General features: G+C 57.5%; 24 protein-coding genes, 1 tRNA gene, 1 other RNA gene and 1 pseudogene. 10 read left to right on the top strand and 17 right to left on the bottom strand.

Annotated elements, in window-relative coordinates:
• Window positions 1–101: 101 nt before the first annotated feature.
• The 4 genes from ACYVIA_RS08250 to ACYVIA_RS08265 form a co-directional block, all read right to left on the bottom strand.
• Window positions 102–299 carry a hypothetical protein gene (locus ACYVIA_RS08250; protein WP_460839737.1) on the bottom strand — a complete coding sequence of 66 codons (198 nt, stop codon included), beginning with the start codon at window positions 297–299 and terminating at the stop codon, window positions 102–104.
• Window positions 292–939, bottom strand: coding sequence for a hypothetical protein (locus ACYVIA_RS08255; protein WP_460839739.1), 648 nt, complete (start codon window positions 937–939; stop codon window positions 292–294). The genes ACYVIA_RS08250 and ACYVIA_RS08255 overlap by 8 nt, the downstream gene beginning before the upstream one ends.
• 1 nt (window position 940) lies before the next feature.
• Window positions 941–3163 carry a peptidase domain-containing ABC transporter gene (locus tag ACYVIA_RS08260; RefSeq protein ID WP_460839741.1) on the bottom strand — a complete coding sequence of 741 codons (2223 nt, stop codon included), beginning with the start codon at window positions 3161–3163 and terminating at the stop codon, window positions 941–943.
• Between the two features lie 616 nt (window positions 3164–3779).
• Entirely contained in the window at window positions 3780–4160 is a 381-nt protein-coding gene (locus tag ACYVIA_RS08265; RefSeq protein WP_460839743.1) for a SpoIIAA family protein, read from the bottom strand.
• A 185-nt stretch (window positions 4161–4345) separates the two neighbouring features.
• Here ACYVIA_RS08265 and ACYVIA_RS08270 point away from each other — a divergent pair, with 185 nt between their 5' ends.
• On the top strand, window positions 4346–4972 hold the full coding sequence (locus tag ACYVIA_RS08270) for a tyrosine-type recombinase/integrase (protein ID WP_460839745.1): 627 nt from the start codon (window positions 4346–4348) through the stop codon (window positions 4970–4972).
• Window positions 4973–5380: 408 nt separating this feature from the next.
• Here the strand turns inward: ACYVIA_RS08270 and ACYVIA_RS08275 are convergent.
• Window positions 5381–5456 (bottom strand) — tRNA-Ala (locus ACYVIA_RS08275).
• 119 nt (window positions 5457–5575) lie between these two features.
• Here ACYVIA_RS08275 and ACYVIA_RS08280 point away from each other — a divergent pair.
• The 5 genes from ACYVIA_RS08280 to ACYVIA_RS08300 all read left to right on the top strand — a co-directional run bounded on the left by ACYVIA_RS08280 (window position 5576) and on the right by ACYVIA_RS08300 (window position 7756).
• On the top strand, window positions 5576–5818 hold the full coding sequence (locus ACYVIA_RS08280; protein WP_460839747.1) for a DUF904 domain-containing protein: 243 nt from the start codon (window positions 5576–5578) through the stop codon (window positions 5816–5818).
• On the top strand, window positions 5815–6126 hold the full coding sequence (locus ACYVIA_RS08285) for a cell division protein ZapA (RefSeq protein ID WP_460839748.1): 312 nt from the start codon (window positions 5815–5817) through the stop codon (window positions 6124–6126). The genes ACYVIA_RS08280 and ACYVIA_RS08285 overlap by 4 nt, the downstream gene beginning before the upstream one ends.
• A gap of 66 nt (window positions 6127–6192) precedes the next feature.
• Window positions 6193–6373, top strand: a non-coding RNA gene (gene ssrS / locus ACYVIA_RS08290) — 6S RNA.
• Window positions 6374–6476: 103 nt separating this feature from the next.
• A complete protein-coding gene (locus tag ACYVIA_RS08295) occupies window positions 6477–6935 on the top strand; it encodes an EVE domain-containing protein (RefSeq protein WP_460839750.1) in 459 nt (152 codons plus the stop codon).
• A 17-nt stretch (window positions 6936–6952) separates the two neighbouring features.
• Entirely contained in the window at window positions 6953–7756 is an 804-nt protein-coding gene (locus ACYVIA_RS08300; RefSeq protein ID WP_460840511.1) for a sulfite exporter TauE/SafE family protein, read from the top strand.
• A gap of 33 nt (window positions 7757–7789) precedes the next feature.
• On the opposite strand, the pseudogene ACYVIA_RS08305 reads toward ACYVIA_RS08300, so the two are convergent.
• The 4 genes and pseudogenes from ACYVIA_RS08305 to ACYVIA_RS08320 form a co-directional block, all read right to left on the bottom strand.
• Window positions 7790–9286: pseudogene (locus ACYVIA_RS08305) on the bottom strand (malonate--CoA ligase); the annotation flags it as partial.
• An 11-nt stretch (window positions 9287–9297) separates the two neighbouring features.
• On the bottom strand, window positions 9298–10071 hold the full coding sequence (locus tag ACYVIA_RS08310; RefSeq protein WP_460839751.1) for an enoyl-CoA hydratase/isomerase family protein: 774 nt from the start codon (window positions 10069–10071) through the stop codon (window positions 9298–9300).
• Window positions 10072–10077: 6 nt separating this feature from the next.
• Window positions 10078–10875, bottom strand: coding sequence for a prolipoprotein diacylglyceryl transferase (lgt, locus tag ACYVIA_RS08315; RefSeq protein ID WP_460839753.1), 798 nt, complete (start codon window positions 10873–10875; stop codon window positions 10078–10080).
• Window positions 10869–11768 (bottom strand): LysR family transcriptional regulator, encoded by a 900-nt coding sequence (locus ACYVIA_RS08320; RefSeq protein ID WP_460839755.1) that lies wholly within the window; start codon window positions 11766–11768, stop codon window positions 10869–10871. Before ACYVIA_RS08320 ends, lgt begins: the two co-directional genes overlap by 7 nt.
• 130 nt (window positions 11769–11898) lie before the next feature.
• On the opposite strand from ACYVIA_RS08320, the gene ilvD reads away from it, so the two are divergent.
• Window positions 11899–13773: a dihydroxy-acid dehydratase gene (gene ilvD / locus ACYVIA_RS08325; RefSeq protein WP_460839757.1), complete on the top strand. Its 1875-nt coding sequence runs from the start codon at window positions 11899–11901 to the stop codon at window positions 13771–13773.
• Between the two features lie 48 nt (window positions 13774–13821).
• Here the strand turns inward: ilvD and ACYVIA_RS08330 are convergent, their stop codons facing one another.
• The gene (locus ACYVIA_RS08330) at window positions 13822–14040 is read right to left on the bottom strand and encodes a TIGR04438 family Trp-rich protein (RefSeq protein ID WP_460839758.1); all 219 of its coding nucleotides are present in this window, start codon (window positions 14038–14040) and stop codon (window positions 13822–13824) included.
• 145 nt (window positions 14041–14185) lie between these two features.
• Between ACYVIA_RS08330 and ACYVIA_RS08335 the strand changes: the two genes are divergently transcribed.
• Window positions 14186–14494: a c-type cytochrome gene (locus tag ACYVIA_RS08335; protein WP_460839760.1), complete on the top strand. Its 309-nt coding sequence runs from the start codon at window positions 14186–14188 to the stop codon at window positions 14492–14494.
• A 122-nt stretch (window positions 14495–14616) separates the two neighbouring features.
• Here ACYVIA_RS08335 and ACYVIA_RS08340 read toward each other — a convergent pair whose 3' ends face one another.
• The gene (locus tag ACYVIA_RS08340; protein WP_460839761.1) at window positions 14617–15765 is read right to left on the bottom strand and encodes a branched-chain amino acid ABC transporter substrate-binding protein; all 1149 of its coding nucleotides are present in this window, start codon (window positions 15763–15765) and stop codon (window positions 14617–14619) included.
• Between the two features lie 157 nt (window positions 15766–15922).
• Here ACYVIA_RS08340 and ACYVIA_RS08345 point away from each other — a divergent pair, with 157 nt between their 5' ends.
• A complete protein-coding gene (locus ACYVIA_RS08345) occupies window positions 15923–16432 on the top strand; it encodes an Lrp/AsnC family transcriptional regulator (protein WP_460839763.1) in 510 nt (169 codons plus the stop codon).
• A gap of 45 nt (window positions 16433–16477) precedes the next feature.
• Here ACYVIA_RS08345 and ACYVIA_RS08350 read toward each other — a convergent pair whose 3' ends face one another.
• The 6 genes from ACYVIA_RS08350 to folD form a co-directional block, all read right to left on the bottom strand.
• Window positions 16478–17794 (bottom strand): D-amino acid dehydrogenase, encoded by a 1317-nt coding sequence (locus ACYVIA_RS08350; protein ID WP_460839765.1) that lies wholly within the window; start codon window positions 17792–17794, stop codon window positions 16478–16480.
• A gap of 142 nt (window positions 17795–17936) precedes the next feature.
• Window positions 17937–18347: a hypothetical protein gene (locus tag ACYVIA_RS08355; RefSeq protein ID WP_460839767.1), complete on the bottom strand. Its 411-nt coding sequence runs from the start codon at window positions 18345–18347 to the stop codon at window positions 17937–17939.
• On the bottom strand, window positions 18344–18769 hold the full coding sequence (locus ACYVIA_RS08360; protein WP_460839769.1) for a DNA polymerase III subunit chi: 426 nt from the start codon (window positions 18767–18769) through the stop codon (window positions 18344–18346). Before ACYVIA_RS08360 ends, ACYVIA_RS08355 begins: the two co-directional genes overlap by 4 nt.
• A gap of 29 nt (window positions 18770–18798) precedes the next feature.
• A complete protein-coding gene (locus tag ACYVIA_RS08365; protein WP_460839771.1) occupies window positions 18799–19419 on the bottom strand; it encodes a DUF4124 domain-containing protein in 621 nt (206 codons plus the stop codon).
• Window positions 19420–19438: 19 nt separating this feature from the next.
• Window positions 19439–21508, bottom strand: a complete 2070-nt coding sequence (locus ACYVIA_RS08370) for a M3 family metallopeptidase (RefSeq protein ID WP_460839772.1) — start codon at window positions 21506–21508, stop codon at window positions 19439–19441.
• Between the two features lie 4 nt (window positions 21509–21512).
• Window positions 21513–22358, bottom strand: coding sequence for a bifunctional methylenetetrahydrofolate dehydrogenase/methenyltetrahydrofolate cyclohydrolase FolD (gene folD, locus ACYVIA_RS08375; protein ID WP_460839774.1), 846 nt, complete (start codon window positions 22356–22358; stop codon window positions 21513–21515).
• 253 nt (window positions 22359–22611) lie between these two features.
• On the opposite strand from folD, the gene aceE reads away from it, so the two are divergent.
• A complete protein-coding gene (gene aceE / locus ACYVIA_RS08380; protein WP_460839776.1) occupies window positions 22612–25308 on the top strand; it encodes a pyruvate dehydrogenase (acetyl-transferring), homodimeric type in 2697 nt (898 codons plus the stop codon).
• Window positions 25309–25473 lie beyond the last annotated feature (165 nt).

Genomic DNA, 25473 nt, shown 5'->3' on the forward strand with positions numbered 1-25473 from the left:
AGGATGTGCTGGAACGTTTGCCGTCCTTGCCGGCCCGCCGTATCGACGAACTCCTGCCGCATCGCTGGCGTCCCGCCGCGTAACTTCACGCTCCTCCAGCCTCAAGACGGGATGGCCGGGCGCTTACCTTCTTCATTTATATTTCCCGCGATTTCACTTATTGCAGAGCTCACATCGGCCATATCCATTACCTCGTCGGCCTGTCTTGACAGATCTCTAGCTAAGGCGGACCCTTCATCGGCTGCTTTCGCAATAGCATCCGTATAAATCTTTACAAAAACATCCGATCCTCTAGGCATTGCGCTTTCCTTTTATAAATATTTTGCTGGACACCAATAAGACGACGTCATACAAGAAGAAAAAATAGAGATTTAAAAGGGCGAAATTAATTAATAGCTGAACAAATTCTGCCTTTGAGGAAAAACTAACGAAGTTAGGAACCACAAAACCGAAAATGAATAAGAAGGCAAGGAAGTTCTTTTTCCCAGAAACGTCAAAGTGAATTAAATACACATCTGCGGTGTAAGTCGGCGTTAGGTTGCGTAAATCGAGCATCTGATTTTTTGCCCTTTTTACCCCTCCTAATAATGTTCGAGAAAAAACCATTCGGTTGAATGCTTCGTATGGTGATGTGATGACCTCTTTCTTATCATTTTCTGAGAGTGGGATCGGCAATATCTTCAAGCCGATATAAATAGCAATCCCAAAGAAGGTCATTAAACATACCAATTGCAGAATAAGAAGTAGAGGAACACCTCGGGCGCCCCATACGTCGTTTGAAACACTAACAAACAGCGGCCTAAATATGCGTGTACTTGGGTAGGCATCCACGCCGTTGCCGTTGTAAGCGCAAACAATGGATAGAAATAGAAAAGTAACGGCTGCAAATAGCGAAAATTGTTGTATTGATTTAAGAGTATTTATAGTGGTATTCGTCATTTCAGTTCGTTGTCTCATCGTCCACTACCTTCATCTTCAATGTCTGCTGATTGCCGCTGAAGCTGATCACCTCATCCACCTGGAGCCCCCGTGGAATCTGATGCGTAATGAACAGCATCGTCACTTTTCCCTTCAGTTTGTTGATGGTCTTCGCAAAATGCTCTGCCGTCTGCTGATCGAGATTGGACACTGCCTCATCGAAGATCAGGATGCGCGGCTTCTTCAGCAGCGCCCGGGCAATCGCCAGCCGTTGGCGCTGGCCACCGGATAGTCCCGTCCCGCGTTCACCGATTTCGGTCTGGTACCCGTTCGGCAGCTTGTCTAGTACCTGGTGAATCTCCGCTGCCTTACACGCTTCGATCACCTCGTCGAAGCTGGCATGCGGATGGGCCATCACCAGGTTGTCGTAGATCGTGCCGGAGAAGAGCACCGTCTCCTGCGGCACCACGCCGAAGGTCTGGCGCAATTCATTCGCAGCGAGATAGCGGATGTCCCGGCCGTCCAGCTGAATCTGCCCGTCACTCGGTTGATAGAAGCCAAGCAGAAGTTTTGCGAGTGTGCTCTTGCCGCATCCCGACGGGCCCATCAGCACCGTAAGGTGCCCGGGCTTCAGCTTCATGTTCAGGTTGCGGTAGAGCCAGGGATGGTGTTCGGAATAGCGGAACGCGACATTCACCAGCTCGACGCTGCCGTCACCCTTTGATTCGCGGCTGGGTGTGAGCGCATAAGGCTCCATTGGCATGTCCAGCACGTCACCAAGCCGTTTGACGGCGATGTCGGCCTGCTGGAATTCCTGCCACAAACCGACCAAGCGCATCATCGGCTGGCTCATCCTGCTGGCAAACATCTGGAACGCGATCAGCATGCCGATCGTAAAGCCGTCGTTTTGCATCACGAGCAGTGCACCGACGACCAGAATGGCAATCGTCATGACCTGCTCCACCGTGCTGGCGGCCACGTTGTAGGTATTGCCCGTCTGCTTGGTGGAGAAGCCGGCCGCGAGGTACTCGGCGAGGTAGTCGCCGTACTTGCGGTCAATATCTGGCTCCATCTGCAATGATTTGACCGTTGCCATACCGGACAGGTATTCGGTAAGAAAGGCCTGGTTGCGTGCACCAAGCATGAACTGTTTGTTGAGCTTGGTACGGAAGATGGGGGTGATAGCCACGCTCATTACAGCAACCACCGCAAGCAGGCCAACAGCAATCAGCGACAGCTGCCAGCTATACGCAAACATCACTGCGAGGAAGATCAGCAGGAACGGCAGGTCGAGGATGAGGGTGACAGCGGCGCCGGAGATGAACTCGCGAATGGTTTCCACGCCGTGCAGGCGTGCAACCAGGGTGCCAGTGGGACGCTGTTCGAAGTACGGAAGAGGCAGCCGCAATAAGTGCCGGAACACTTCGCTACCCAAGACCGCATCGATGCGGTTGCCGGTATGCAGCACGAGGTACTGCCGCAGCCAGGTCATTGCTGACGTAAACAGCATGAACATCACCAGCGCGATGCCCAGTACCAGCAGCGTGTTTTGCGTCTGGTGTGCGACGACCTTGTCGATAATGACTTGGGTGACTAGCGGGGTGGTGAGACCGACTAACTGGATCGCCAGCGATGCAAGTAGCACATCACGCCAGATGTTCTTGTGCTTGAGGAGTTCCGGGATAAACCAGCGAAAGCCGAATTCTTTCTTCTGCGTTGCGAAGCCAGGAACGTCACCCTCTTCGCCAGTAGCGGTGGTCGGCTCTTTGCCGACTAGGATGAGGTCCGATTCGAACTTCGAGATAGTCTCTTCTACGCTGATGGTTTCCGGCGTTTGTGCGCCACAACGGAAGTAGACGAGCTTATGGCCGTCCGTTTTAAGAATCAGGACTGCGGTCTTGGGTGGTAGCTCACCGGCCAGGTCTTCACCGGCATTGTCGTCACTGGCCGCAAGCGAGGTATTGTCTATGGCAGCAGAGGCAGGTTCGGCTCCTTGCTTCAGAAACGCCACAGCCGGAAGAGGGAGCTTTTGCCAGTCAATATTCGTCGTGCTGCAGCTAGCGGTTTTTAGCGAGAGAGTTCGAGCGATTTCGTGGAATGTCGTGATGCTATACGGCGGCGGGAACTGCTGGCTTACCAGCCCGGCATCGAATGGCATGCGAAAGAGCGCACTGATGCTACCGAGAAGCCATAAAACTTCCTCGCGTCGTAGTTTCCCTCCTGGCGACATCATGAGTTCTGCCATCACGACTTCCCGACCATTGTTTGATTTTTCGCAATGCTAATGACAGCGTTGCATTACTGTCAAACGCTTTTCTTAGAGGGATGCATCGACAACGAAATAGAGACAAATAAATCGGTAAGTGCTTGAAAAACTTAGGATTTATCCCATAAATAGGGGATGTCTCTTTTGCCCAAAAGGATGTAAGGCCATAACGAGCTGTTGAAGAAGAATACAGGCCGAATCGTCGCTAACTTGGCGTCCGGCTATACCTTCTTACCTATTGCGCAATTCCTCTTGGAGATTTTGCGCACCGAAATTTGCGCGACAACTGACAGAGAGACTCAGCAAAAACGTTCTCTGGAAAGCTTTTTGGGGAGTGCTTGACCGATGCCAGCGGCGTAGTCTCGCCGATAGACAGCATGAAACAGAGCGTGGAACCGACGTCTGCTTTCGTGCACTACGAGAGGTACTTGAATGTCAGCAAATGGCCGGTTCCTGTCAGCCAATATTGCCCGGTGAACGACAGCTTTCGGTAAACGAGCAGACGTTCAAGAGAATTCGCCAAAGGGCAGCAGGCGGCCACGAGCGGACATTGCGTCAGGCCAAAAGCGAGAGGGTCGGTGCAGGGGCGTAATCGCTAAAGCCGTTCCTCTAGCCACAAGACTGCTTGCGTCAGGTCGTTATAGAAGACACGGTACGCGCCTTCACCAAACTGACCGAATGCGAGCCGAGCTAAAAAGGCGATCCGAGTATTGGGGACGAGAATTGCTCGTCGCAAAGGTATCGGTCCAAACTGTTTCCAAGCGTCTGAATCCATTTGCTGCTGCAAGATGGCGAGGTCCACTCCGGGGTCCTCCATCTCAAGTGCGTCATACAACACTTTGACCTGCCGTGTATCCTTCGTCAGCAGGAGTACGCGTTCTTGACACTCCCTCATTATCTCCTCGGTGCACTTCCCGCGAATGCGGGCAGTAATGATCCCGCCTACTGGTTCCACCCAAAGCTGCTGCTGATTCATACGCCCCTATCTCCACAGCGTTATCTTGTCACACGAAAGTGTAACACCCGGGTATCGAACGGCTGCTCCGGGTCGATTCTTCGAGATTACTGATTAAATCTGAATGTCTGCTCTAAGCATGTTATCGCCCATTCAAATGAATCGGCCCACAATGGGATTCCTTTCAACCGAAATGGGAGGATGCCATGGAAGCGAACCTTCACCAAGCGGCAACGCATATCCCGTGGAACAAGGGAAAACTGGTTGGCCAGAAAGCGCCTTTGCGCCTCAAGGAGATCTGGGCGATTCGCATACGACTGCAGATGGAAAAGCGTGTCCGCGACTTAGCGCTGTTCAATCTGGCGATCGACAGCAAGCTGCGTGGTTGCGATCTCACTGGATTAAAAGTTAGCGACATCGCACAAGGAAACCGGATACTGCCGCGTGCGATTGTGATGCAGCAGAAGACCAAGCGTCCGGTCCAGTTTGAGATCACCGAGCAAACGCGGACGTCGTTGGCGTCCTGGATGGAAAAGGCGCACTTGGCCGGCAACCAGTTTTTGTTTCCGAGCCGGATAACGAGCTCTCCCCACCTGTCGACGAGACAGTACGCAAGAATTGTCGAATCCTGGGTGGAGTCCATCGGTTTGGATTCTGCTGCGTATGGGACGCATACCATGCGACGGACCAAGGCAACGCTGATTTACCGGAGGACCAAGAACCTGCGTGCGGTGCAGCTCCTGCTTGGACATACCAAACTTGAGAGCACTGTCCGGTATCTTGGGATTGAGGTTGACGACGCGCTTGAAATTGCCGAACAAACCGAGGTATAGCTACAAGCCGCACATTTAAGCGTCCTGCTGATTCGTAGCCGACGGCATGATGTCCGCGGACGCGGTGTGGCTACAAGCGGTAGGAATCAATATACCTGCACGGCCGCATTGTGGTGCTTTCTGCTTGGCCATTCTTGTAATGAGTGCCGGAATGGGTTCCAAGGGGACGAATTCTTATCGTGAAAGATAGGTTCGCTGTTAACTTTTTGCCTCAAAACATCTGCTCCCTTTTGCAATTCACTGGGAAGCACAGCGCCGTATATATCACAGGGCTCGATCAGCTTGACCTCGTATGACGTGCCAAAGCGTGCGCATGCATATCTTTGCACTTTGTATGGGATGCATCTCGTTGCATCCGGTGCAAAAATATGTGTCCGGTCTCAGGTGCTGATTGGTGCTGGTCGGAACTGGTGGAGCGGAGGAGGATCGAACTCCCGACCTTCGCATTGCGAACGCGACGCTCTCCCAGCTGAGCTACCGCCCCATTGCGAGCAATTTTATTGGCTCCCCTGCGACGATGCAAGCGCCAATGCAACAATCGCTTGATGAGAGCTGTCTTGAAAAAACGTCTCCAAGTATTTGAATCTATTGACGGAAAATCGTTTGCGCCACTATAGTTGCGGCATGATTTCCGATTTTCATCAACTTTCCGAGAAAGTCAGCCAGCTGGCTGAACTGGCACAGTCCCTGCGGCGTGAAAACGCTGATCTGCGACTGACTCTGGCAGCATTGTCCGAAGAAAACAAGGATCTCGCCAAACGCATCGAAGAAGCATACCGTCGCGTATCTGCCTTGCTGGACAAGATCCCCACGGGAGGCGATGAGCCGGATGAGGAGGCAGCATGATCCAGCTTGATGTCACGATCATGGGCCAGCCATATAGGCTGGCGTGCAAGGAAGGTGAGGAGGCCGCATTGCAGCACGCCGTTGAATATCTCAACGATCGCATGTGCACGATTCGCGATGCAGGCAAGGTCAAGGGAAATGATCGCATTGCAGTGATGGCCGCACTTGGCATCGCAGCCGAATTGCTCTCCACGAAATCGGAAGAGGGACCTTTTGCTGGAATGACGCTTGCCGAAGTCAAGCAGAAAATCGCATCGATGCATGCAGTGCTTGACGTCGCACTTGCACCGCAAGAAAACCTCTTCTGAGCGTCGAAAACTTTTTTCAAATCACCCTCAAAGTCTTTGACATACCGGACGATTGGGGTACACTAAAACTTCCTGCCGTGTTCGCGATTGCCATATATTCCTTGAACCATTTATGTGCATAGGTCGCGGAATTTTGTTTGATGGGCGTGCGCGTCGCTAGTCCGATGCACCCGAAATTGAACTAACTGTGACCACCTTGAACCGTAAGGTTCGGGATGCCGGCAAAGACGGCACAGGCGGGGCTAATTCACGAGCGGCTGCATTCATGCAGCCGCTTTTTTGTGCGCGTCGTGTTTGCGGCATACGTCGCGATTGCATTTGCGCGCATGCTTATCGTTGTGGGACTGTGCATGCAGTATTGGCTAATGAAGTCCGAGCCGGATGAAGTGAGCATTGACGATGCGCTCGCCGCGCCTGACAGCACCGTGCCATGGGTCGGTGTGCGCAATTATCAGGCACGCAATTTCATGCGTGATGCGATGCGTGTCGGTGATGGTGTCTTGTTCTATCACTCAAGCTGTGCGGAACCGGGCATCGCAGGAATCGCGGAAGTCGCAAGCACGCCTTATCCGGATGCCACGCAGTTCGACCTGCATAGCAAGTACTTCGATCCCAAGGCTACACAGGAAAACCCGCGCTGGATACTGGTTGATGTGCGTGCGCTGCAGAAGACGCGGCTGATGTCTTTGGCGGAGCTTCGTGCAATTCCCGAGCTGGCCGACATGCAGATCCTCAAGCGGGGAAACCGCCTTTCAATTACCCCGGTAACGCCAGCAGAATGGCGGTGTATCATCCGGCACATTCAATAGCATTAGGAAACATCTCGATGGACATCTCCCTGATCGCGGGACTGCTGGTGCTGGGCGCCGCGGTTGGATTTGCAGCCGGCTTGCTGGGTATTGGCGGCGGAATGCTGCTCGTGCCGTTCATGACCATGATCCTCACGGCGAAGCAGTTCCCGCCGGATGTCATTGTGCACATGGCTATTGCGACCTCGCTGGCCACCATCATGTTTACCTCGGTGTCGTCGGTGCGCGCGCATCATACGCGCGGGGCGGTGCTGTGGCCCGTGGTGAAGCTGCTCGCGCCGGGCATCCTGATTGGTTCCTGGATCGGGCCGTGGATCGGGTCGAAAATGGACTCGTCGGCGCTCGCACTGTCGTTCGCCGTCTTCGTCGCGTTCTCGGCCACGCAGATGCTGCTGGATAAGAAGCCGGCAGCATCGCGCGGCCTGCCGCAGGCACCCGGCATGCTGGGCGCTGGCGGCATCATCGGCGCGTTGGCCGGCCTCGTTGGTGCGGGAGGCGGTTTTGTTTCGGTCCCGTTCATGACATGGTGCAATGTGAAGATCCACAATGCGGTCGCGACGAGTGCTGCCCTCGGCTTCCCGATCGCGCTGGCCGGGACGCTCTCCAATGTCTATTTCGGCTTGAAGGAGCCCAATCTTCCTGCGGGCTCGCTGGGGTTCATTTATTTGCCCGCACTGCTGGTCGTGTCGCTCGCCAGCGTGACTACCGCACCGCTCGGTGCGAAGACTGCGCACAGCCTGCCTGTGAAGACACTGAAGAAGGTGTTCGCGCTGCTGCTCTACGCACTGGCCGGCTACATGCTTTACAAGGCACTGCGCTGAGGATAGGAACAGTACGGCCAGTCGGGCCTTTCCGTACTGTTCGCGCAGCAGGTTCTTTTGCACTTTGCCCATCGTGTTGCGCGGCAGGTCCGGGGCAAAGAACACGCGTTTCGGCACCTTGAAGTTGGCGATCTTCGATTTGAGATAGTCGATCACCCCTGATTCGCTGTGCACGCTTCCTGGCTTGGTTACGACGACCGCGGTCACGGCCTCGCCGAAATCGGGATGCGGCACGCCGATGACAGCGGATTCGACCACGCCATCCATCTCATCGATGAAGGACTCGACTTCCTTCGGATACACGTTATAGCCACCGGAAATGATCAGGTCCTTGCTGCGCCCGACGATGGACAGGTATCCATTCGCATCGAAGCGGCCAACATCGCCGGTCTTGAAGTAGCCGTCGGACGTGAATTCTTCGGCAGTTTTCTCCGGCATGCGCCAGTAGCCCTTGAAAACATTCGGCCCCTTGACCTGGATGTCACCGATCTCGTCAGTTGCGCATGGCGTGCCGTCGCTCTTGACGACGCGTACTGATACACCGGGCAGCGGCAAGCCAACCGTGCCGCCGATGCGTTTTCCTTCATATGGATTGGAGACGAGCATCGTTGTTTCGCTCATGCCGTAACGTTCCAGGATCGTGTGTCCCGTGCGTTCGATGAACGCGTTGAATGTGTCTGTGAGTAGCGGAGCAGAGCCGGAAACGAACAGACGCATATTGGCGCAGGCATCCCTGTCGAACGCCGGATCCGACAGCAGGCGCACGTAGTAGGTCGGCACACCCATGAATACCGTTGCGCGGGGCAGGTGCTTGATCACTTCGGTACTGTCGAACTTCGGCAGAAACATCATTTTGCTGCCGTTAAGCAGCGCGCCATGCGATGCGACGAACAAGCCATGCACATGAAACAGAGGCAGCGCGTGCAGAAGCACGTCGCCGGGCTGCCAGTGCCAGTAGTCCTGCAGCACTTTGGCGTTCGATGCCAGGTTTTCATGCGTCAGCATGGCCCCTTTGCTGCGCCCGGTAGTGCCGGAGGTGTACAGGATTGCGGCAAGGTCGTCCGGTTGCTTTTGTACGGTATCGAAGCTGTTGGATTGCAACGCAGCGCGATTCAGAAGGGAACCCGTGCGGTCGTCGTCAAGGGTGAAGACATGGCTGGTGCCGCGGGCAAATGCGATCTGCGATACCCAGCCAAAGTTTTGCGGCGAACACACGACGACCGACGGCTTGGCGTTGTCGATGAAATACTCGATCTCCGCAGCGCGATAGGCGGTGTTGAGCGGGAGGTAGACAAAGCCCGCACGAATCGTCGCGAGGTAAAGCAGCAGCGCTTCCGGCGATTTTTCCACCTGCACGGCGATGCGCGCATCCTTGGGCAGACCGAGTCCTGCCAGCAGATTTGCCATCTTAGCGGTGGCACGGTCGAGATCGTTCCATGAGTAATACAGTCCGTCGTGCGTCTCGATGCAGCAGGCTGTTCGGTCTTGGGGGAAACGGGATTCGAAGAGAGCGTACAGGTTGGTGTTCATTTTCGGTTTGCTTATTTGCCGGAGAATGTCGGTTTGCGCTTGTCGAGGAAGGACTGCACCCCTTCGCGGTAGTCATGAGACTCAAGGAATGCAAATGCATCGCGTAATTCCTGCTCGCTGAGAGGATCTGGTTGTGCGGCGAGGCGTTGTATCAGGCGCTTGTTCATACGCGCAGCGAGTGGCGCGCCTTGTGCAATGCGTAGTGCTGTACGACGGGCTTCGCCGGGAACATCCTCGGTGATGCGGTTGAGCAGGCCCTTTTCTTTGGCTTCTGCCGCATCGAATACCCGGCCTTCAAGCAGGATTTCCAATGCCGTTGCGTTGCCCACTAATTGCAGCACATGCTGCAACTCGCCCGGCGCCAATGGAAAGCCAAGACGATTGATTGGAATGCCGAAACGGGAATTGGGTGCCGCAATGCGCAGGTCGCATGCGCAGGCGATTTCCAGCCCGCCTCCGACGCAGACGCCTTCGATGGCCGCAACCGTCGGGTGCAGGCAATGCGAGATCGCCTGCAATGCCGTAGCGATAATTTCGTTGTGGTAACGCATGCCCTGTTCCAGTGTGCTGCGCACTGTCGGAAATTCCTCGATGTCGGCGCCCGCAGCAAAGTTGTGATCCTCCCCACGAACGATTACGCAACGTAGCGCTTCATCCTGCGACAGCATCGTGAATGCCTGCGCGAGCTCACCCCACATGGCAATACTGAGCGCGTTAAGCTTGCCCGGGTTGGAGAGCGTTACCGTGGCAATGACGTTGTCTCGTTCTACATGGATGCCAGACATGATTGGTTATGCCCGATACTTGCGGTAAGTAATGAAGAGCACGCCTATGCCGACGGCGACCATCGGCAGTGACAGCATCTGACCGGCGGAAATGGTGAAGCCGGCAAAATGGACTTCGTAGTCAGGCGTGCGGAAATACTCCGTGGTGAAACGAGCGGCACCATACAAGCCGACAAACATCGCGCCAACCGCCAGAGGCGGGCGCTGCTTGCGCGCGTAGATCCAGAGAATGATGAAGAGCAGTACGCCGTCAATCAGTGCCTGATAGATTGGTGAAGGATGGCGCGGCAGGTTGTCGACGTTTGGCCAGATCATTGCCCAGGGTAGTGAAGGATCGGCGACTCGGCCCGGCAGTTCCGCGTTGATGAAATTGCCGATGCGGCCGGCAGCGTAACCGAGCGGCACCATCGGTGCGATGAAATCATAGACATCCACGATCCGCTTTCCACTCTTGCGCGCCCACAGGGACATGGCAATCAGCACACCGAGGAAACCACCATGGAAGGACATGCCGCCCTTCCAGACTGCGAAGATTTCCAAGGGATGGCTGAAGTAATAGGCAGGGTTATAGAACAGCACCTCGCCAAGCCGTCCGCCGATCACCACGCCGAGCACGCCATAGAACAGCATGTCGTCCAGGTCTTCCTTCTTCCATCCGACCGCAGCCATGTGGGGCTGCGCTGCACGCACCCGGCCGAGGACGATGAATTGCACAAAGGCCACCAGGTACATCAGGCCGTACCAATGCACAGAGACAGGGCCGATGGAGAATGCGATCGGATCGGGAAGGGGGTGAATTAGCATCGTTTCTTTCGCAAGAGTTCGAGAAAAGTGTGCAGCACCGGCGACTGGTTGGCGCGCCGCCATGCCAGCCCAGTCTCCACTGTTGTGGTCCGGTCCGACAGCAGCTTGTATTCAACGCCGGGGCGCTTCAAGTTCGACACGGATTGTGGCACAAGCGCGATGCCCATGCCCGCCGAAACCAGACCGACAATGGTCTGCATCTGGATGGCTTCCTGCCCGATGCGCGGCGTAAGCCCGGCATCACGAAAGCAACCAAGAATCGCGTCGTGAAATGCCGGTGCAATGCGCCGCGGGAAAATGATCAACGGCATGTCGGCAACGGATTTCAGCGAGACTGTTTCCTTGCCCCGCAAAGCCTTGGTACCGTGCGGCGCCGCCAAGATCAGTGGCTCGGACAGGACGGTCAGGTAATCAAGCTCGGCCTTTGCCTTGTCATGCAGGGGAGGAATCAGCAGGCCGGCATCGATCCTGCCTTGCATCAGGTCTTCGAGCTGCACGTCGGTGGTGGCCTCCCGCAATTCGATCTGCACTTGCGGAAAGCGCTCGCGGAATTCTCGCAGCAATGGCGGCAGGATGCTGTAATCGGCTGTGGAAACGAACGACAGCGACAGCAAACCGGATTCTCCTGATGCAGCACGACGGGCAAGGTCGGGCAGGGCGCCCGCCTGCAGCAGGATGCGGCGGGCCTCCGGCAACAGTGCCGCGCCCGCAGGCGTCAGGGCGACGCTGCGCTTGGTGCGAGCGAACAGCGGCGTGCCCAAGGCGGCTTCCAGCGACTGAATGGTCTGCGACAGCGGCGGCTGCGTCATATGCAGGCGCGCGGCCGCCCGGCCAAAGTGGCTTTCCTCGGCAACGGCGACGAAGTAACGCAATTGCCGCAGCTCAATATTCATATGCAATCCGTATTAATAAGCAAGGAATCATATATTTGACACACAGCTAAGGGCAAGGCACTCTAGCCGTTTCTGATTGCCTTCTACTGGCTTGCCGGTGGATTTTCGAGATTTTTTCCGGAGACTGACAATGCCGCAATACCGTTCCCGCACTACTACCCACGGCCGCAACATGGCCGGCGCACGCGCCCTGTGGCGCGCCACCGGCATGAAAGACGGGGATTTCGACAAGCCGATCATTGCGGTGGTCAACTCCTTCACCCAGTTCGTGCCGGGCCACGTGCACCTGAAAGACCTTGGTCAGATGGTGGCGCGCGAAATCGAGGCCGCCGGTGGTGTCGCCAAGGAATTCAATACGATCGCCGTGGATGACGGCATCGCCATGGGCCACGGCGGCATGCTCTATTCGCTCCCATCACGCGAACTGATTGCGGACTCGGTCGAGTACATGGTGAATGCGCATTGTGCCGACGCGATGGTGTGCATTTCGAATTGCGACAAGATTACCCCCGGCATGCTGATGGCAGCCATGCGTTTGAACATTCCGGCGGTATTCGTGTCCGGTGGCCCGATGGAGGCTGGCAAGGTGATCGAAGCGCTGCACGGCAAGCAGGAAGGCACGCAGAAGATCATCAAGGTTGACCTGATCGACGCCATGATCCAGGCGGGCGACCCTACCGTTTCGGATGCGCAGGTTGCCGACATCGAGCGTTCCGCCTGCCCGACCTGCGGTTCTTGCTCCGGTATGTTTACTGCCAACTCGATGAACTGTCTGACCGAGGCACTCGGCCTTTCCCTTCCGGGCAACGGCACCATTGTCGCTACTCATGCGGACCGCAAGCAGTTATTCCTGCGCGCCGGTCGCCTTGTCGTCGAGATCGCCAAACGCTATTACGAGCAGGACGACGCATCCGTCCTGCCGCGCAGCATTGCAAGCAAGACGGCGTTCGAAAACGCAATGGCGCTCGATGTGTCGATGGGTGGCTCCACCAATACCGTGCTGCATTTGCTGGCGGCAGCACAGGAGGCTGGCGTGGATTTCAGCATGGCCGACATCGACCGCATCTCGCGCAAGGTACCGTGCCTGTGCAAGGTGGCCCCGATGACGCAGGACTACCATATCGAGGACGTGCACCGCGCTGGCGGCATCGTCGGCATTCTCGGCGAGCTTGAGCGCGCAGGCCTGCTGGATACCAGTGTGCCGACCGTGCACAGCAAGACGCTGGGTGATTCGATTGCCGCCAATGACATCATGCGCACGAATGATCCGGCAGTGCACCAGCGTTTCCTCGCGGCGCCGGGCGGCGTGCCGTCACAGGTCGCATTCTCGCAGGACAAGCGTTACGACAAGCTCGATAACGACCGCGCCCATGGCTGCATCCGTGACAAGGAACATGCATATTCGAAGGATGGCGGTTTGGCCGTCCTCTATGGCAATCTGGCGGAGAAGGGGTGTATCGTGAAGACCGCCGGTGTCGATGAAAGCATTCTCAAGTTCACCGGCAAGGCTCGCGTGTTTGAAAGCCAGGATGCGGCTGTCGAAGGCATCCTTGGTGATGCGGTGAAAGAAGGCGATGTGGTCATCATCCGCTACGAAGGCCCGAAGGGAGGCCCGGGCATGCAGGAAATGCTGTATCCGACCTCATATATCAAGTCGAAGGGACTGGGCAAGGCATGTGCGCTGTTTACCGATGGTCGCTTCTCAGGTGGCTCTTCCGGCCTGGTGATCGGCCATGCGTCGCCTGAAGCGGCAGAGGGCGGTGCAATTGGGCTTGTGAACGATGGTGACATCATCGAAATCGACATCCCGGAACGCAGAATCCACCTGAAGATCAGCGATGCGGAACTCGCCCAGCGCCGCGCAGCGATGGAAGCCAAAGGCGACAAGGCATGGAAGCCGGAAAACCGGCAGCGTGTGGTATCACAGGCGCTGCAAGCCTATGCTGCACTGGCAACGTCGGCCGATCGTGGCGCAGTGCGCGACCTGTCGCAACTGAAAAGGTAAGGCGAGTAGTTGATGCGGATGACAAGGGCGGCCAATGTGCCGCCTTTGTTATTTCTTGAAAGCTTTCGTGACGCGCTCGCGACGCGCCTTTTCCAGTTCTTCGTGGGCTTTGCGCTTGTCGAGGCCAAGCATTCTCTCAATGAACTCGAACCAGATAAACGCGACCAGAAACAGGCCGGCAATCCACCACCAGGAGATGTCGGCAACCGGACCGAATTCCAGATACTTCAGGACTGATAGCAATACGATAACGATAATGATAGGCATGACATCTCCATTTCCCGCAGGATATTGCGAAAGATTGTAACGGTCAATTTCGAGGTCAAGCGCTTGTGGTAATTTGTCGTTGAGGTTACTAAGACACGGTATGTCTTGGGTTAAAATATTCCGGTTTTTCACTCGGGAGAGATGTATGAAGCGTTTGATGGTCGTAGTTGCGGCAGCTGCCGCTCTGGTTTCGAATGCAGCAATGGCCAATGCCGATCTGGCCAAGGCCAAGAACTGCCTGGCATGCCATTCTGTGGCAAGCAAGCTGGTTGGCCCGGCATTCAAGGACGTGGCGAAGAAGTATGCCGGTCAAAAGGATGCAGAGAACAATCTGGTGCAAAAAGTCCTGAAGGGCAGCAGCGGCGTTTGGGGCCCGGTCCCGATGCCGGCAAATGCCCAAGTGAATGAAGCAGAAGCACGCACTTTGGTGAAGTGGGTTCTGAGCCAGAAGTAATTCAGGTTTGAGCCTGACGGAAAGCGCCCGCAAGGGCGCTTTTTTTATTTCAGCATAAAAAAGCCCCGGTTGTTAACCGGGGCTTTCAGCCGTAATGATGCGCTGATGTGATGGTGACGTGATTACTTCACGACAGCGATCACGTCGCGCTTGCCACCCTTGTAGGTGTACAGCGTCAGGGTGCCGTTCTTCATGTCGCCCTTGGCGTCGAAGGAAATATTGCCGGTCACGCCGTTATAGTTGGCCTTTGCCAGCTCAGGCAGGTACTTCTTCGGTTCGGCGGAGTCGGCCTTCTTCATTGCCTCGACCATCACCATCACAGCGTCGTACACGTACGGTGCGTAGAGCTGCACGTCGATACCAAATTTTTTCTTGTACGCAGCGCGGAAGTCGTCCATGCCCTTCTTCTGCGCTTCTTCGACGCCGCCTGCTTCAGCGCAGACGACCTGGCCCGGGGAGCCGATCGCATCGCCAGCCAGCGTAACCAGGTTTTCGGTGCAGATACCGTCGCCGCCCATCAGCTTGGCGTTGATGCCGAGTGCCTTCATCTGGCGCAGCATCGGACCCGCCACAGCATCCATGCCGCCGTAGAAAATCACGTCGGGATTCTTTGCCTTGATGGCGGTCAGGATCGCGTTGAAGTCGGTTGCCTTGTCATTGGTGTATTGCTGCGACACCACCTGCACGCCCTTGCCCTTGGCACCCTTGACGAACTCCGACGCTACGCCCTGGCCGTAGGCGGTGCGGTCGTCGATCACGGCAACCTTCTTCGCCTTCAGCTGGTCAGCCGCGTAACGGCCCAGCGTGCCGCCGAGCTGGCCGTCGTTGGCCACCACGCGGAAGGCGGTCTTGAAGCCTTGCTGCGTGTACTTCGGATTGGTGGAAGACGGCGAGATCTGCGGGATGCCGGCGTCGCTGTAGATCTTGGAGGCGGGAATGGTGGTGCCGGAGTTGAGGTGGCCGATCACGCCGTTGACCTTCGCGTCGACCAGCTTCTGTGCTGCTGCAGTACCTTGCTTCGGATCGGCTGCGTCGTCCTCGGCCAGCAGTTCGAACTTCACCTTCTTGCCGCCGATCGTCACGCCCTTGGCATTGAGCTCGTCGATGGCCATGCGCGCGCCGTTTTCATTGTCCTTGCCGAGGTGAGCGATGGAGCCGGAGATCGGGCCGACGTGGCCGATCCTGACGACCTGTTCCTGTGCCGATGCAGCACCTGCAAAGGCAAATGCGATTGCGCCAGCCAACGGAATCATTTTTTTAGTGAACTGCATAAAATTATTCTCCTCTGGATTGAAAAAACATCAGGTTACTGCAACACTCGCCCTGAGCCGAGCCATTCAGATTTCTGAACAGCAAGACGGTACATCAGAAAAACCGGCTCGAAAAGTACTTTTTCTATTGTTTTTCGCAATATCGTCCATTTTTTATATGCCTAAATTTCACGCACTCGACAAGGTGGACCGCAAACTGCTGAATCTTCTGCAGAAGGATAACCAGACGCCGACGCGGACACTGGCCGAAAAGGTGCATATTTCGCAGCCGACCTGCCTGCGGCGGATACGAGAACTGCGTGAAGCGGGCATCATCAGCGCCGATGTGGCCCTGGTTGATCCATTTGCGCTGGGTTACGGCATGCTGGCATTCCTCGAGGTGTCACTGAACAATCAGTCGGACGAACACATGCAGGAATTCGAAGCGCGCATGGCCAAGGAAACCGAAGTGATGCAGTGCTACTTCGTGTCCGGTGAATATGATTACTTCCTGGTCGTGCATGTGATCGACATGGATGCGTATTACCAGTTCGTGCGCAGGGTGATTTCCGGCTCCGGCAATGTGCGGCACTTCCAGTCGCGGTTTCCGATGAAGCGCGCGAAGTTTGCGACTCGTATTGCATTCGACGAAAAGGCTGCCGAAGTCCACGTGCGCGCAGCGAAATAATTTCTTCTCAAAGAACGGCACTTCTTTGCAGATGTCGAGTATTGCTTAAACCCTCGCTGCAAGCGACTGCACGCCGGAACTCCGCCGCATCGGCGGCATGTCGGTGAAGGCGAAGTCCACTTCCGGCCGCCGCCCGGAGATGATCTCCGCAATCGCGCGTCCGGACCCGCAGCCCATGGTCCAGCCAAGCGTGCCATGGCCGGTGTTAAGGAACAGGTTGCTGTAACGTGTCTTGCCGATGTAGGGGACGTTCGATGGTGTCAGTGGTCGCAGCCCTGTCCAATAGGCGGGGTCGTCGTAGTCGCATGCACCGGGGAACAGTTCGCGCGTGCGGCGTGTAATTGCCGTGCAGCGTGTCATGTTCAAGTCGCGCGTATAGCCGTTGAGCTCACAGGTGCCAGCCACACGCAGGCGATCACCCAGGCGGGAAAACACCAGTTTGTAGCCGTCGTCGGTCAAGGAGACGCTGGGTGCCCGCTCCGGGGTGGTGACCTTGTAGGTGGCGGAGTAGCCTTTGCCAGGATAGATCAGCAGATCGATGCCGAGCGGTTTGAGCAAAGGGACGGAAAAGCTTCCCATGGCGACAACGAATGCATCCGCGTGAAGCGTGTGGTGACGGCCTTCGTGGTCGATGACCTCCACTCCCGTGATCCGTGCAGCAGCGCCGCTCCCTTCGGGCAGCAGGCGAGTCACCATGGTGTTAAGGCGGAAATCCACACCGGCGGCGGCAGCTTTTTTCGCGAGGCCGGTGGTGAATTTGTAGATATCGCCCGACTCATCTGTCGCAGTAAAGTCGCCACCGACGATCTTGTCGCGCATCGTGGCCAGCGCCGGTTCTATCTTCACGACTTCATCCGGGCCGATGGATTGGCGCGGGCAGCCGAATTCCCGCATCAGCCTCGCTGCTGCAAGCGCATGCTCGAACTCTTTCGGATCGGTATAGAAGTGCAGGATGCCGCGGCTGAGCTGGTCGTACTCGATACCTGTCTCCGCGCGCACCGCCTGAAGCGTCTGGCGGCTGTATTCAGCGATGGCAACGATCTGGCGGATATTGCTGGCGGTGCGTGCCGGCGCGCATTCACGCAAGAACTGCATACCCCATTTCCATTGCAGCCATTCGGGGCGCAGGCGGAACAAGAGAGGCGCATCTTCACGGCCCAGCCATTTCAATACCTTGCGCGGTGCAGAGGGATTGGCCCAAGGCTCGGCATGCGAGACGGAGATCTGGCAGCCGTTGGCGAAACTGGTTTCCTGCGCTACGCCGGGCTGGCGGTCGACGACCGTCACATCATGTCCGGCCTTGTTCAGGAACCATGCGGAAGCGGTGCCGATAATGCCCGATCCGAGAACGATGACTTTCATGACGAGGGAACCTCAGTGACGCGAAAACGACATTGTAGGAAGTTATCGCGTGCTTAGGTATGGTAATGCACTGGAAAGTTGACCCGGAGTACTGCAAGGCAGTATGCAGGGCCCAGCATTCGGCATAGGTTGGCCACGCAGCCTATTTCTTCGTGCCTTGCAGCTTGGTCAGTTCCTGCGAAACGGCACGCGTGACGACCTCACGAATGGAATGGTGCAAGCCGCCCTTGATCTCTGCGGCGAGGTTTTCGACAGCAGTTTGCAAGACATCCGCGAGGCTGTCGCGCACGCGCTGCTCCAGCACGAAGTCGATGCGGTCCAGTACCTGGCGCAGCACGCGTTCTCGGACTTCGCGCTCGAGGCGTTCCCATTGCCCTTCATTGAAGATGATGGTCGCGCGCTGCTCGAGCGTGACGATGTCTTCCTCAGACTCAGGCTCCGGGGCAGGGCGCGGGACAACAGGTGCGGTCTCCGGCATGCTTTGCAGAGGTGGGCTCGGGATGATTTCGGTCAGAACCGGAATGCCTGCTTCCAGGGGAGGGAGGGAGCTCATGCTTTGTCCGCAACAAAATGCGTTAATGGATACCCGCGCTGCTTGTAAAAGCGAAAGCGCTCGCGCCCGGCGAGTGTATCTGCCTCGTCCGACGAAACAATTTCAAACATGCGCTCAAAACGCGCGAAGTGTGCCGGTGTGCCAGCGGATAAATTGATCAGTACATGGTAATGCGGCAATTCCGTTGAGTCGCTGTCCGTCAGGATGATAGGAGTGCTTGCAGCAAGCGGATCGCCCGCGGGGGCATGCGGAAGGAAGTCATGCTCGGAGAACGTCCAGAGCGCCTGGTCCAGCGCGTTGAGCTCGTTCCGGTCAGTTGTCCGCACCACAATGCGGCAGTCCGCTGCGCGCGCCTTGCGCACGAGACGGCAGGCATAAGCGAGCTTGTCGGGGATGTTGGTGTGAAAATCGATACGGGTCATGACGCAGACAAGAAACGGAGGGCGTCACGCTAGAAACGGAATCCTGGCGGCGCGTTGCCGGTGGGTGGAGGCAGATCTGTGGCAGGCGCTTCGACGACGGCTTCTTTCTTGACTTCCTGCCTGGGTGCCGCCGGTTTTTGCGGAGCAGCAGCGACTGGCGGCGGATTGCGGTAGCTCTTCGGCAGCACGCTGCTGGCCGGGTAACCGGCAACGGTGAGGGCATTGTTCCAGGCGCTCGCTTCGAAACCGCGCTCCTTGGTGCGGCCAACGGTCAGGACCGGGAGTCTCTCGCCACCGCCAACCTGGCGAAATTGTGCGGCGTCTTCCGGTGTGTTGACCGTCTTCTCGGTAAACGGAATCCCGCGTGACGACAACAGCGAGCGGCCCTCGTCGCAGGCGCTGCAGTCCTTGGTCGTGTACAGCGTGACAGGATGGCCCTTTACCGCCAGTGCCAGCTCATACGGCAGGTTGGAGGTATCCATGCCGCCGGAAATGGCAGTCTTGGTTTCGACGCGGGCAGCAGTCTTTGGAGGCGGTGTGTCACTGTAGGTCACCTTGCCGTCCGGCCCGACCCATTTATACAGTTGGGCATGTGCACTTGCGGCGCACAACAGCATCAGTACGGAACAGCTACGCAACACACGTTTCATATAACACTACCCCTTTGGTTCAGGACGCCATGCCGCTATGCCGCAACAGGGCGTCGATGCTCGGTTCCCGGCCACGGAATGCCTTGAAGGATTCCAAGGCAGAACGCGCGCCACCCACTCCCAGAATTTCGCGTTGAAATTTGCGGCCGGTTTCGATCGACAGGATATTGCCACCCGTCGCGCCGGCTTCTTCAAATGCGCCATAGGCATCGGCGGACAGGACTTCTGCCCACTTGTAGCTATAGTATCCCGCAGCATACCCGCCTGCAAAGATATGGCCAAAGGAATTCTGGAAGCGGTTGAAGTCGGGGGGTATCATTACCGCAACACGATGCCGCACATCGTTCAGCACATCTTGCGCGGTGCGGCTGCCGTACGGGTCGTGATCAAAATGCAAATGCATGTCGAACAATGCGAATTCGACCTGGCGCAGCATCTGCAGGCCGGACTGGAAGTTCTTTGCAGCGGTCATCTTGTCGAACAGCGCGCGCGGCAACGGTTCGCCGGTATCCGCATGCGCCGTCATATGCTGCAATACATCCCACTCCCAGCAGAAGTTTTCCATGAATTGCGACGGCAGTTCGACCGCATCCCATTCCACGCCTGAAATGCCCGACACGCCCAGCTCGTCCACCGCGGTCAGCATGTGGTGCAGGCCATGGCCGAACTCATGGAACAGCGTGATGACTTCGTCGTGCGTGAACAACGCCGGCTTCTGTTTGCCGTCGATGACGGCTGGTTCGGTGAAATTGCAGGTGAGGTAGGCGACCGGCGTCTGTACTTCACCGGAAGGCAGAAGACGGCGTCCACGCGCATCATCCATCCAGGCCCCGCCGCGCTTGCCGTGGCGCGCGTACAGGTCCAGATAGAACTGGCCAACCAGTTCGCCATCCTTTTCGATGCGGAAGAACTTCACGTCCTTGTGCCACGTCGGCGCGGTATCCGGCTTCACTTCAACCGAGAACAGCGACTGGATCACGCGGAACAGGCCCTCGATCACCTTCGGCTCGGGGAAGTACTGCTTCACTTCCTGTTCCGAGAAGGCATAGCGCTGTTCACGCAGCTTTTCGGACACATAGGTGATGTCCCAGGCTTCGAGCTTCTCGAGGCCGAGCTCCTTCTTCGCGAAGGTGCGCAGTTCTGCGAGGTCGTTCTCCGCGAAGGGGCGGGCGCGCCTGGCAAGGTCTTCGAGAAAGGCTGTGACGTGTTGCGGCGTCTCGGCCATTTTCGGCACCAGCGATACTTCGGCGAAGTTGTTGAAGCCGAGGATCTTGGCTTCCTCGTCGCGCAGCTTCAGGATCTCGGCGATGTTCTGCGTGTTGTCCCATTCCGGCTTGGCACCGAGCTCGGACGCCTTGGTCGCATTGGCACGGTAAATCGTTTCGCGCAATTCGCGCTTGTCCGCGTACTGCAGGATCGGAAAGTAAGACGGGAAATGCAGCGTGAACTTGAAGCCCGGCTTGCCATCCTTTTCTGCTGCGGCGCGTGCTGCCTGTTTCACGTCATCCGGCAGGCCGGACAGGTCGGCCTCGTTCGTCACGAACAGGGCATAGTCATTGGTTGCGTCAAGCACGTTCTCGGAGAATCTGGTCGACAGTGCCGCCTGCTTTTCCTGGATCTCGGCAAAACGCGCTTTCTTGTCGTCCGGCAGTTCCGCGCCGCCGAGGCGGAAGTCGCGCAGTGCGTTTTCGATGATTTTCTTGCGTGCCGGCGACAACTTCTCGTATGCGCGGCTTGCCTTGAGTGCCCTGTATTTCTCGAACAGGGCGAGGTTCTGGCCGAGCTGGGTCCAGAATTCCGTGACTTTCGGCAGGTTTTCGTTATAGGTCGCGCGCAGTTCCGGCGTATCGACCACCGAGTTCAGATGGCCGACGATGCCCCAGGCGCGGCCGAGCTTTTCCGTCGCATTGTCGAGCGGGACGACGAAGTTCTCCCATGTGACTTCTTCCATGGGCGCTTCCAGCCTGGATACCACTGCGCGATTCTCGTCCAGCAGTGCGGAAATTGCCGGCGTTACATGTTCGGGCTTGATCGCGTCAAAGCGCGGCAAGTGGGAAAAATCGAGCAGGGGATTCAGGTTGGCGTTCATGTCGTTAAGCTCTTTCTGCAGCCTCAATAGTGTTGACGAGCAGCATCGTAATCGTCATCGGGCCCACGCCACCCGGAACCGGGGTGATGTAGCCGGCGACTTCCTTGGCATTGGCGAAATCGACGTCGCCGCACAGCTTGCCTTCGTCATCGCGGTTCATGCCGACATCGATCACGACCGCGCCGGGTTTGATCATGTCGGCAGTGACGATATTACGTTTGCCGGTTGCGACGACCAGGATATCCGCCTGCCGCGTGTGGTGGCCGAGGTCCCTGGTCTTGGAATTGCAAATGGTGACGGTTGCGCCCGCCTGCAAGAGCAGCATCGCTTGCGGCTTGCCGACGATGTTGGAGGCGCCGACCACGACGGCTGTCGCACCGCGCACCGGGTAGTTGATCGACTCCAGCATCTTCATCACGCCGTAGGGAGTGCAAGGGCGGAACAGCGGCTGGCCCGTCATCAGGAGGCCCGCATTGCTGATGTGAAAGCCGTCCACGTCCTTTTCCGGCGCGATCGCTTCAATCACCTTATGAGCATTGATGTGGGGCGGTAAGGGAAGTTGCACCAGGATGCCGTGAATTTTCGGATCCTTGTTCAGCGCATCGATTCGCGCAAGCAGTGCTTCCTCGCTCATGTCTGCACCGTATTTTTCCATCACGGAGTGGAGGCCGTTGTCCTCGCAGGCCTTCACCTTGTTGCGCACATACACCTGAGACGCCGGATTGTCGCCGACGAGAATCACTGCCAGGCCGGGCTGCTTGCCCTTGGCGGTCAGTGCGGCGGCGCGCTGGGCGACGTCGGCGCGAATTTGTTTGGAGAGCTCGTTTCCGTTGATGAGTTGTGCAGACATGGTGTTGTTGAGGATGGAGTGCGGTTCAAAATCGAGATTATAAGTCGCTAGAGCTTGCCGAAGCCGCAACCCAAGCATCGGGATGCTGCAGTGCCGCACTGAATTCCACATTATGAAAGTGAATATCGTAATTTGGAAAATAGAAATTCTGCTGTTAGAATCTTTTCACCGCGCACCATCCCGGCAATTTCTTGTCAAAAAACTCCCGGCCGTACCTCGGTTCGGGACATGCCTTCAATACAGGAGACGCAACATGTCCGCCCAGCTCGACCAAGTGTTGGCGCAAGCCGCCAACGATCCCGATGTCATGGAAACGCAAGAGTGGCTCGATGCCCTTGAGGCCGTGATCGAAACCGAAGGCCCGGAGCGGGCGCACTACCTGATGGAGCGCATGGTCGACCTGGCCCGCCGTCGCGGTGCCTATATTCCGTTCTCGGCCAATACCGCCTACGTCAACACCATTCCTTCCCACCTCGGCGAGCATTGCCCCGGCAACCTCGAGTACGAAGAGCGCCTGCGTTCCTGGATGCGCTGGAATGCGATGGCGATGGTCGTGAAGACCAACCGCGCCGACGGCGACCTCGGCGGCCATATTTCCAGCTTTGCCTCGCTGGCTAACATGCTGGGCATCGGCTTCAATCATTTCTGGCATGCGCCGAGCGAAGACCATGGCGGCGACCTGCTGTACGTCCAGGGCCATTCGGCCCCCGGCATTTATGCCCGCGCTTTCCTGGAAGGCCGCATTTCTGAGGAACAGCTCCTGAACTTCCGCCGCGAAGTCGATGGCAAGGGCCTGTCTTCCTATCCGCATCCGAAGCTGATGCCGGAGTTCTGGCAGTTCCCGACAGTCTCGATGGGTCTGGGACCGTTGATGGCGATTTACCAGGCCCGCTTCCTGAAGTACCTGCATGCACGCGACATCGCCAAGACCGACAACCGGAAAGTGTGGGCGTTCTGCGGTGACGGCGAGATGGACGAGCCCGAATCGATGGGCGCAATCGGCATGGCCGGACGCGAGCAGCTCGACAACCTGGTGTTCGTCATTAACTGCAACCTGCAGCGCCTGGACGGCCCGGTGCGCGGCAACGGCAAGATCATCCAGGAACTGGAAGCCGATTTCCGCGGCGCCGGCTGGAATGTGATCAAGGTGATCTGGGGCAGCTACTGGGATGAGCTGCTCGCACGCGACAAGGAAGGGATCCTGCAGCGCGTGATGATGGAAACCGTCGACGGCGAATACCAGAACTACAAGGCCAAGGATGGCGCCTATGTGCGCAAGCATTTCTTCGGCAAGCATCCGAAGCTGCTGGAAATGGTGTCGAAGATGTCCGATGACGACATCTGGCGCCTGAACCGCGGCGGCCACGACCCGCACAAGATTTATGCAGCGTTCAAGAAGGCGCAGGAGCACAAGGGCCAGCCGACCGTCATTCTCGCCAAGACCATCAAGGGCTTTGGCATGGGCAAGTCGGGCGAAGCGCGCAATACCGCGCACCAGACCAAGAAGCTCGACGACCAGGCGGTGCGCGAGATGCGCGACCGCTTCAATATTCCGATTCCGGACGACAAGCTGGCCGACATCCCGTTCTTCAAGCCGTCCGATGACGCTCCGGAAATGAAATACCTGCACGAGCGCCGCAAGGCGCTTGGGGGCTACCTGCCGCAGCGCCGCATGAAGGCCGAAGAAGCCCTGCCGATTCCGGAACTGACCGCATTCCAGGCAGTGCTCGACCCGACCGCCGAAGGTCGCGAAATTTCGACTACGCAGGCTTACGTGCGTATCATCACCACGCTGCTGCGCGACCAGCATCTCGGCAAGCGCGTGGTGCCGATCCTGGTCGATGAAGCGCGCACCTTCGGCATGGAAGGCCTGTTCCGCCAGATCGGCATCTTCAACCAGCAAGGCCAGCTGTACGAACCAGTCGATCGCGATCAGGTGATGTACTACCGCGAGGACAAGGCCGGCCAGATCCTGCAGGAAGGCATCAACGAAGCGGGCGGCATGAGTTCGTGGATCGCGGCTGCAACGTCGTACTCGACCAACAACCGCGTGATGATTCCGTTCTACATCTATTACTCGATGTTCGGTTTCCAGCGCTTTGGCGACCTGGCGTGGGCGGCGGGTGACATGCGCGCGCGCGGCTTCATCCTCGGCGGTACGGCTGGGCGCACAACGCTCAACGGGGAAGGGCTGCAGCACGAGGACGGCCACAGCCACATCCTCGCGTCGACGATCCCGAACTGCATTCCGTACGACCCGACTTTTGCCCATGAAGTTGCCGTCATCATCCACGACGGCTTGAAGCGCATGGTCGAAAAGCAGGAAGACGTGTTCTATTACATCACGCTGATGAACGAGAACTACGCGCATCCGGGCCTGAAGCCGGGCACCGAGCAGGATCTGCTCAAGGGCATGTACCTGCTGCAAGAGGGTGACAAGAACGCGAAACAGCGCGTGCAATTGCTCGGCTCCGGCACCATCCTGCGTGAGGCAATTGCGGCCGCAGAACTGCTGCAGAACGACTGGGGCATCGCCGCCGACATCTGGTCCGCGCCGTCCTTCACGCTGCTGGCGCGCGATGGCCAGGATGCGGAACGCTGGAACCTATTGCATCCGACCGAGACGCCGCGTGTGGCGCACGTGACCGGCAAGCTGCAGGGCACGACCGGTCCGATCGTCGCCACCAGCGACTACATGCGCACCTTTGCCGAGCAGATTCGCGCCTTCATGCCGAAGGGCCGCAACTACAAGGTGCTCGGCACCGACGGCTTCGGCCGCTCCGACAGCCGCGCGAAACTGCGTGAGTTCTTCGAGGTCAATCGTTACTTCGTGACGCTTGCCGCACTCAAGGCGCTCGCGGAAGACGGCGTGATCGATGCGACGGTGGTGGCGCAGGCGATTGCCAAGTACGGCATCAATCCGAGCAAGCCGAATCCGGTGACTGTGTAAATCAGAATAATCATCTCTTTGCTCGCCCGCGACGGGTTCCCTCCCCCTTGAAGGGGGAGGGCCAGGGTGGGGGTAGATAGCTCGAGCCATTGCTGGCTGTGGCATAACCTCCGTACCCCCATCCCAACCTTCCCCCTGGAAGGGGGAAGGAGCAGGTAGGCGTAA

Source organism: Noviherbaspirillum agri (assembly GCF_054780595.1).

Coding starts and splice junctions, on each gene's coding strand:
- ACYVIA_RS08330 (WP_460839758.1), bottom strand. CDS start 14,040: ATGCCTATCATTATCGTTATCGTATTGCTATCAGTCCTGAAGTATCTG.
- ACYVIA_RS08340 (WP_460839761.1), bottom strand. CDS start 15,765: ATGCAGTTCACTAAAAAAATGATTCCGTTGGCTGGCGCAATCGCATTT.
- ACYVIA_RS08295 (WP_460839750.1), top strand. CDS start 6,477: ATGCAGTATTGGCTAATGAAGTCCGAGCCGGATGAAGTGAGCATTGAC.
- aceE (WP_460839776.1), top strand. CDS start 22,612: ATGTCCGCCCAGCTCGACCAAGTGTTGGCGCAAGCCGCCAACGATCCC.
- ACYVIA_RS08250 (WP_460839737.1), bottom strand. CDS start 299: ATGCCTAGAGGATCGGATGTTTTTGTAAAGATTTATACGGATGCTATT.
- ACYVIA_RS08320 (WP_460839755.1), bottom strand. CDS start 11,768: ATGAATATTGAGCTGCGGCAATTGCGTTACTTCGTCGCCGTTGCCGAG.
- ACYVIA_RS08370 (WP_460839772.1), bottom strand. CDS start 21,508: ATGAACGCCAACCTGAATCCCCTGCTCGATTTTTCCCACTTGCCGCGC.
- ilvD (WP_460839757.1), top strand. CDS start 11,899: ATGCCGCAATACCGTTCCCGCACTACTACCCACGGCCGCAACATGGCC.
- ACYVIA_RS08350 (WP_460839765.1), bottom strand. CDS start 17,794: ATGAAAGTCATCGTTCTCGGATCGGGCATTATCGGCACCGCTTCCGCA.
- ACYVIA_RS08255 (WP_460839739.1), bottom strand. CDS start 939: ATGACGAATACCACTATAAATACTCTTAAATCAATACAACAATTTTCG.
- ACYVIA_RS08335 (WP_460839760.1), top strand. CDS start 14,186: ATGAAGCGTTTGATGGTCGTAGTTGCGGCAGCTGCCGCTCTGGTTTCG.
- ACYVIA_RS08300 (WP_460840511.1), top strand. CDS start 6,953: ATGGACATCTCCCTGATCGCGGGACTGCTGGTGCTGGGCGCCGCGGTT.
- ACYVIA_RS08260 (WP_460839741.1), bottom strand. CDS start 3,163: ATGGCAGAACTCATGATGTCGCCAGGAGGGAAACTACGACGCGAGGAA.
- folD (WP_460839774.1), bottom strand. CDS start 22,358: ATGTCTGCACAACTCATCAACGGAAACGAGCTCTCCAAACAAATTCGC.
- ACYVIA_RS08360 (WP_460839769.1), bottom strand. CDS start 18,769: ATGACCCGTATCGATTTTCACACCAACATCCCCGACAAGCTCGCTTAT.
- ACYVIA_RS08345 (WP_460839763.1), top strand. CDS start 15,923: ATGCCTAAATTTCACGCACTCGACAAGGTGGACCGCAAACTGCTGAAT.
- lgt (WP_460839753.1), bottom strand. CDS start 10,875: ATGCTAATTCACCCCCTTCCCGATCCGATCGCATTCTCCATCGGCCCT.
- ACYVIA_RS08365 (WP_460839771.1), bottom strand. CDS start 19,419: ATGAAACGTGTGTTGCGTAGCTGTTCCGTACTGATGCTGTTGTGCGCC.
- ACYVIA_RS08355 (WP_460839767.1), bottom strand. CDS start 18,347: ATGAGCTCCCTCCCTCCCCTGGAAGCAGGCATTCCGGTTCTGACCGAA.
- ACYVIA_RS08265 (WP_460839743.1), bottom strand. CDS start 4,160: ATGAATCAGCAGCAGCTTTGGGTGGAACCAGTAGGCGGGATCATTACT.
- ACYVIA_RS08310 (WP_460839751.1), bottom strand. CDS start 10,071: ATGTCTGGCATCCATGTAGAACGAGACAACGTCATTGCCACGGTAACG.
- ACYVIA_RS08285 (WP_460839748.1), top strand. CDS start 5,815: ATGATCCAGCTTGATGTCACGATCATGGGCCAGCCATATAGGCTGGCG.
- ACYVIA_RS08270 (WP_460839745.1), top strand. CDS start 4,346: ATGGAAGCGAACCTTCACCAAGCGGCAACGCATATCCCGTGGAACAAG.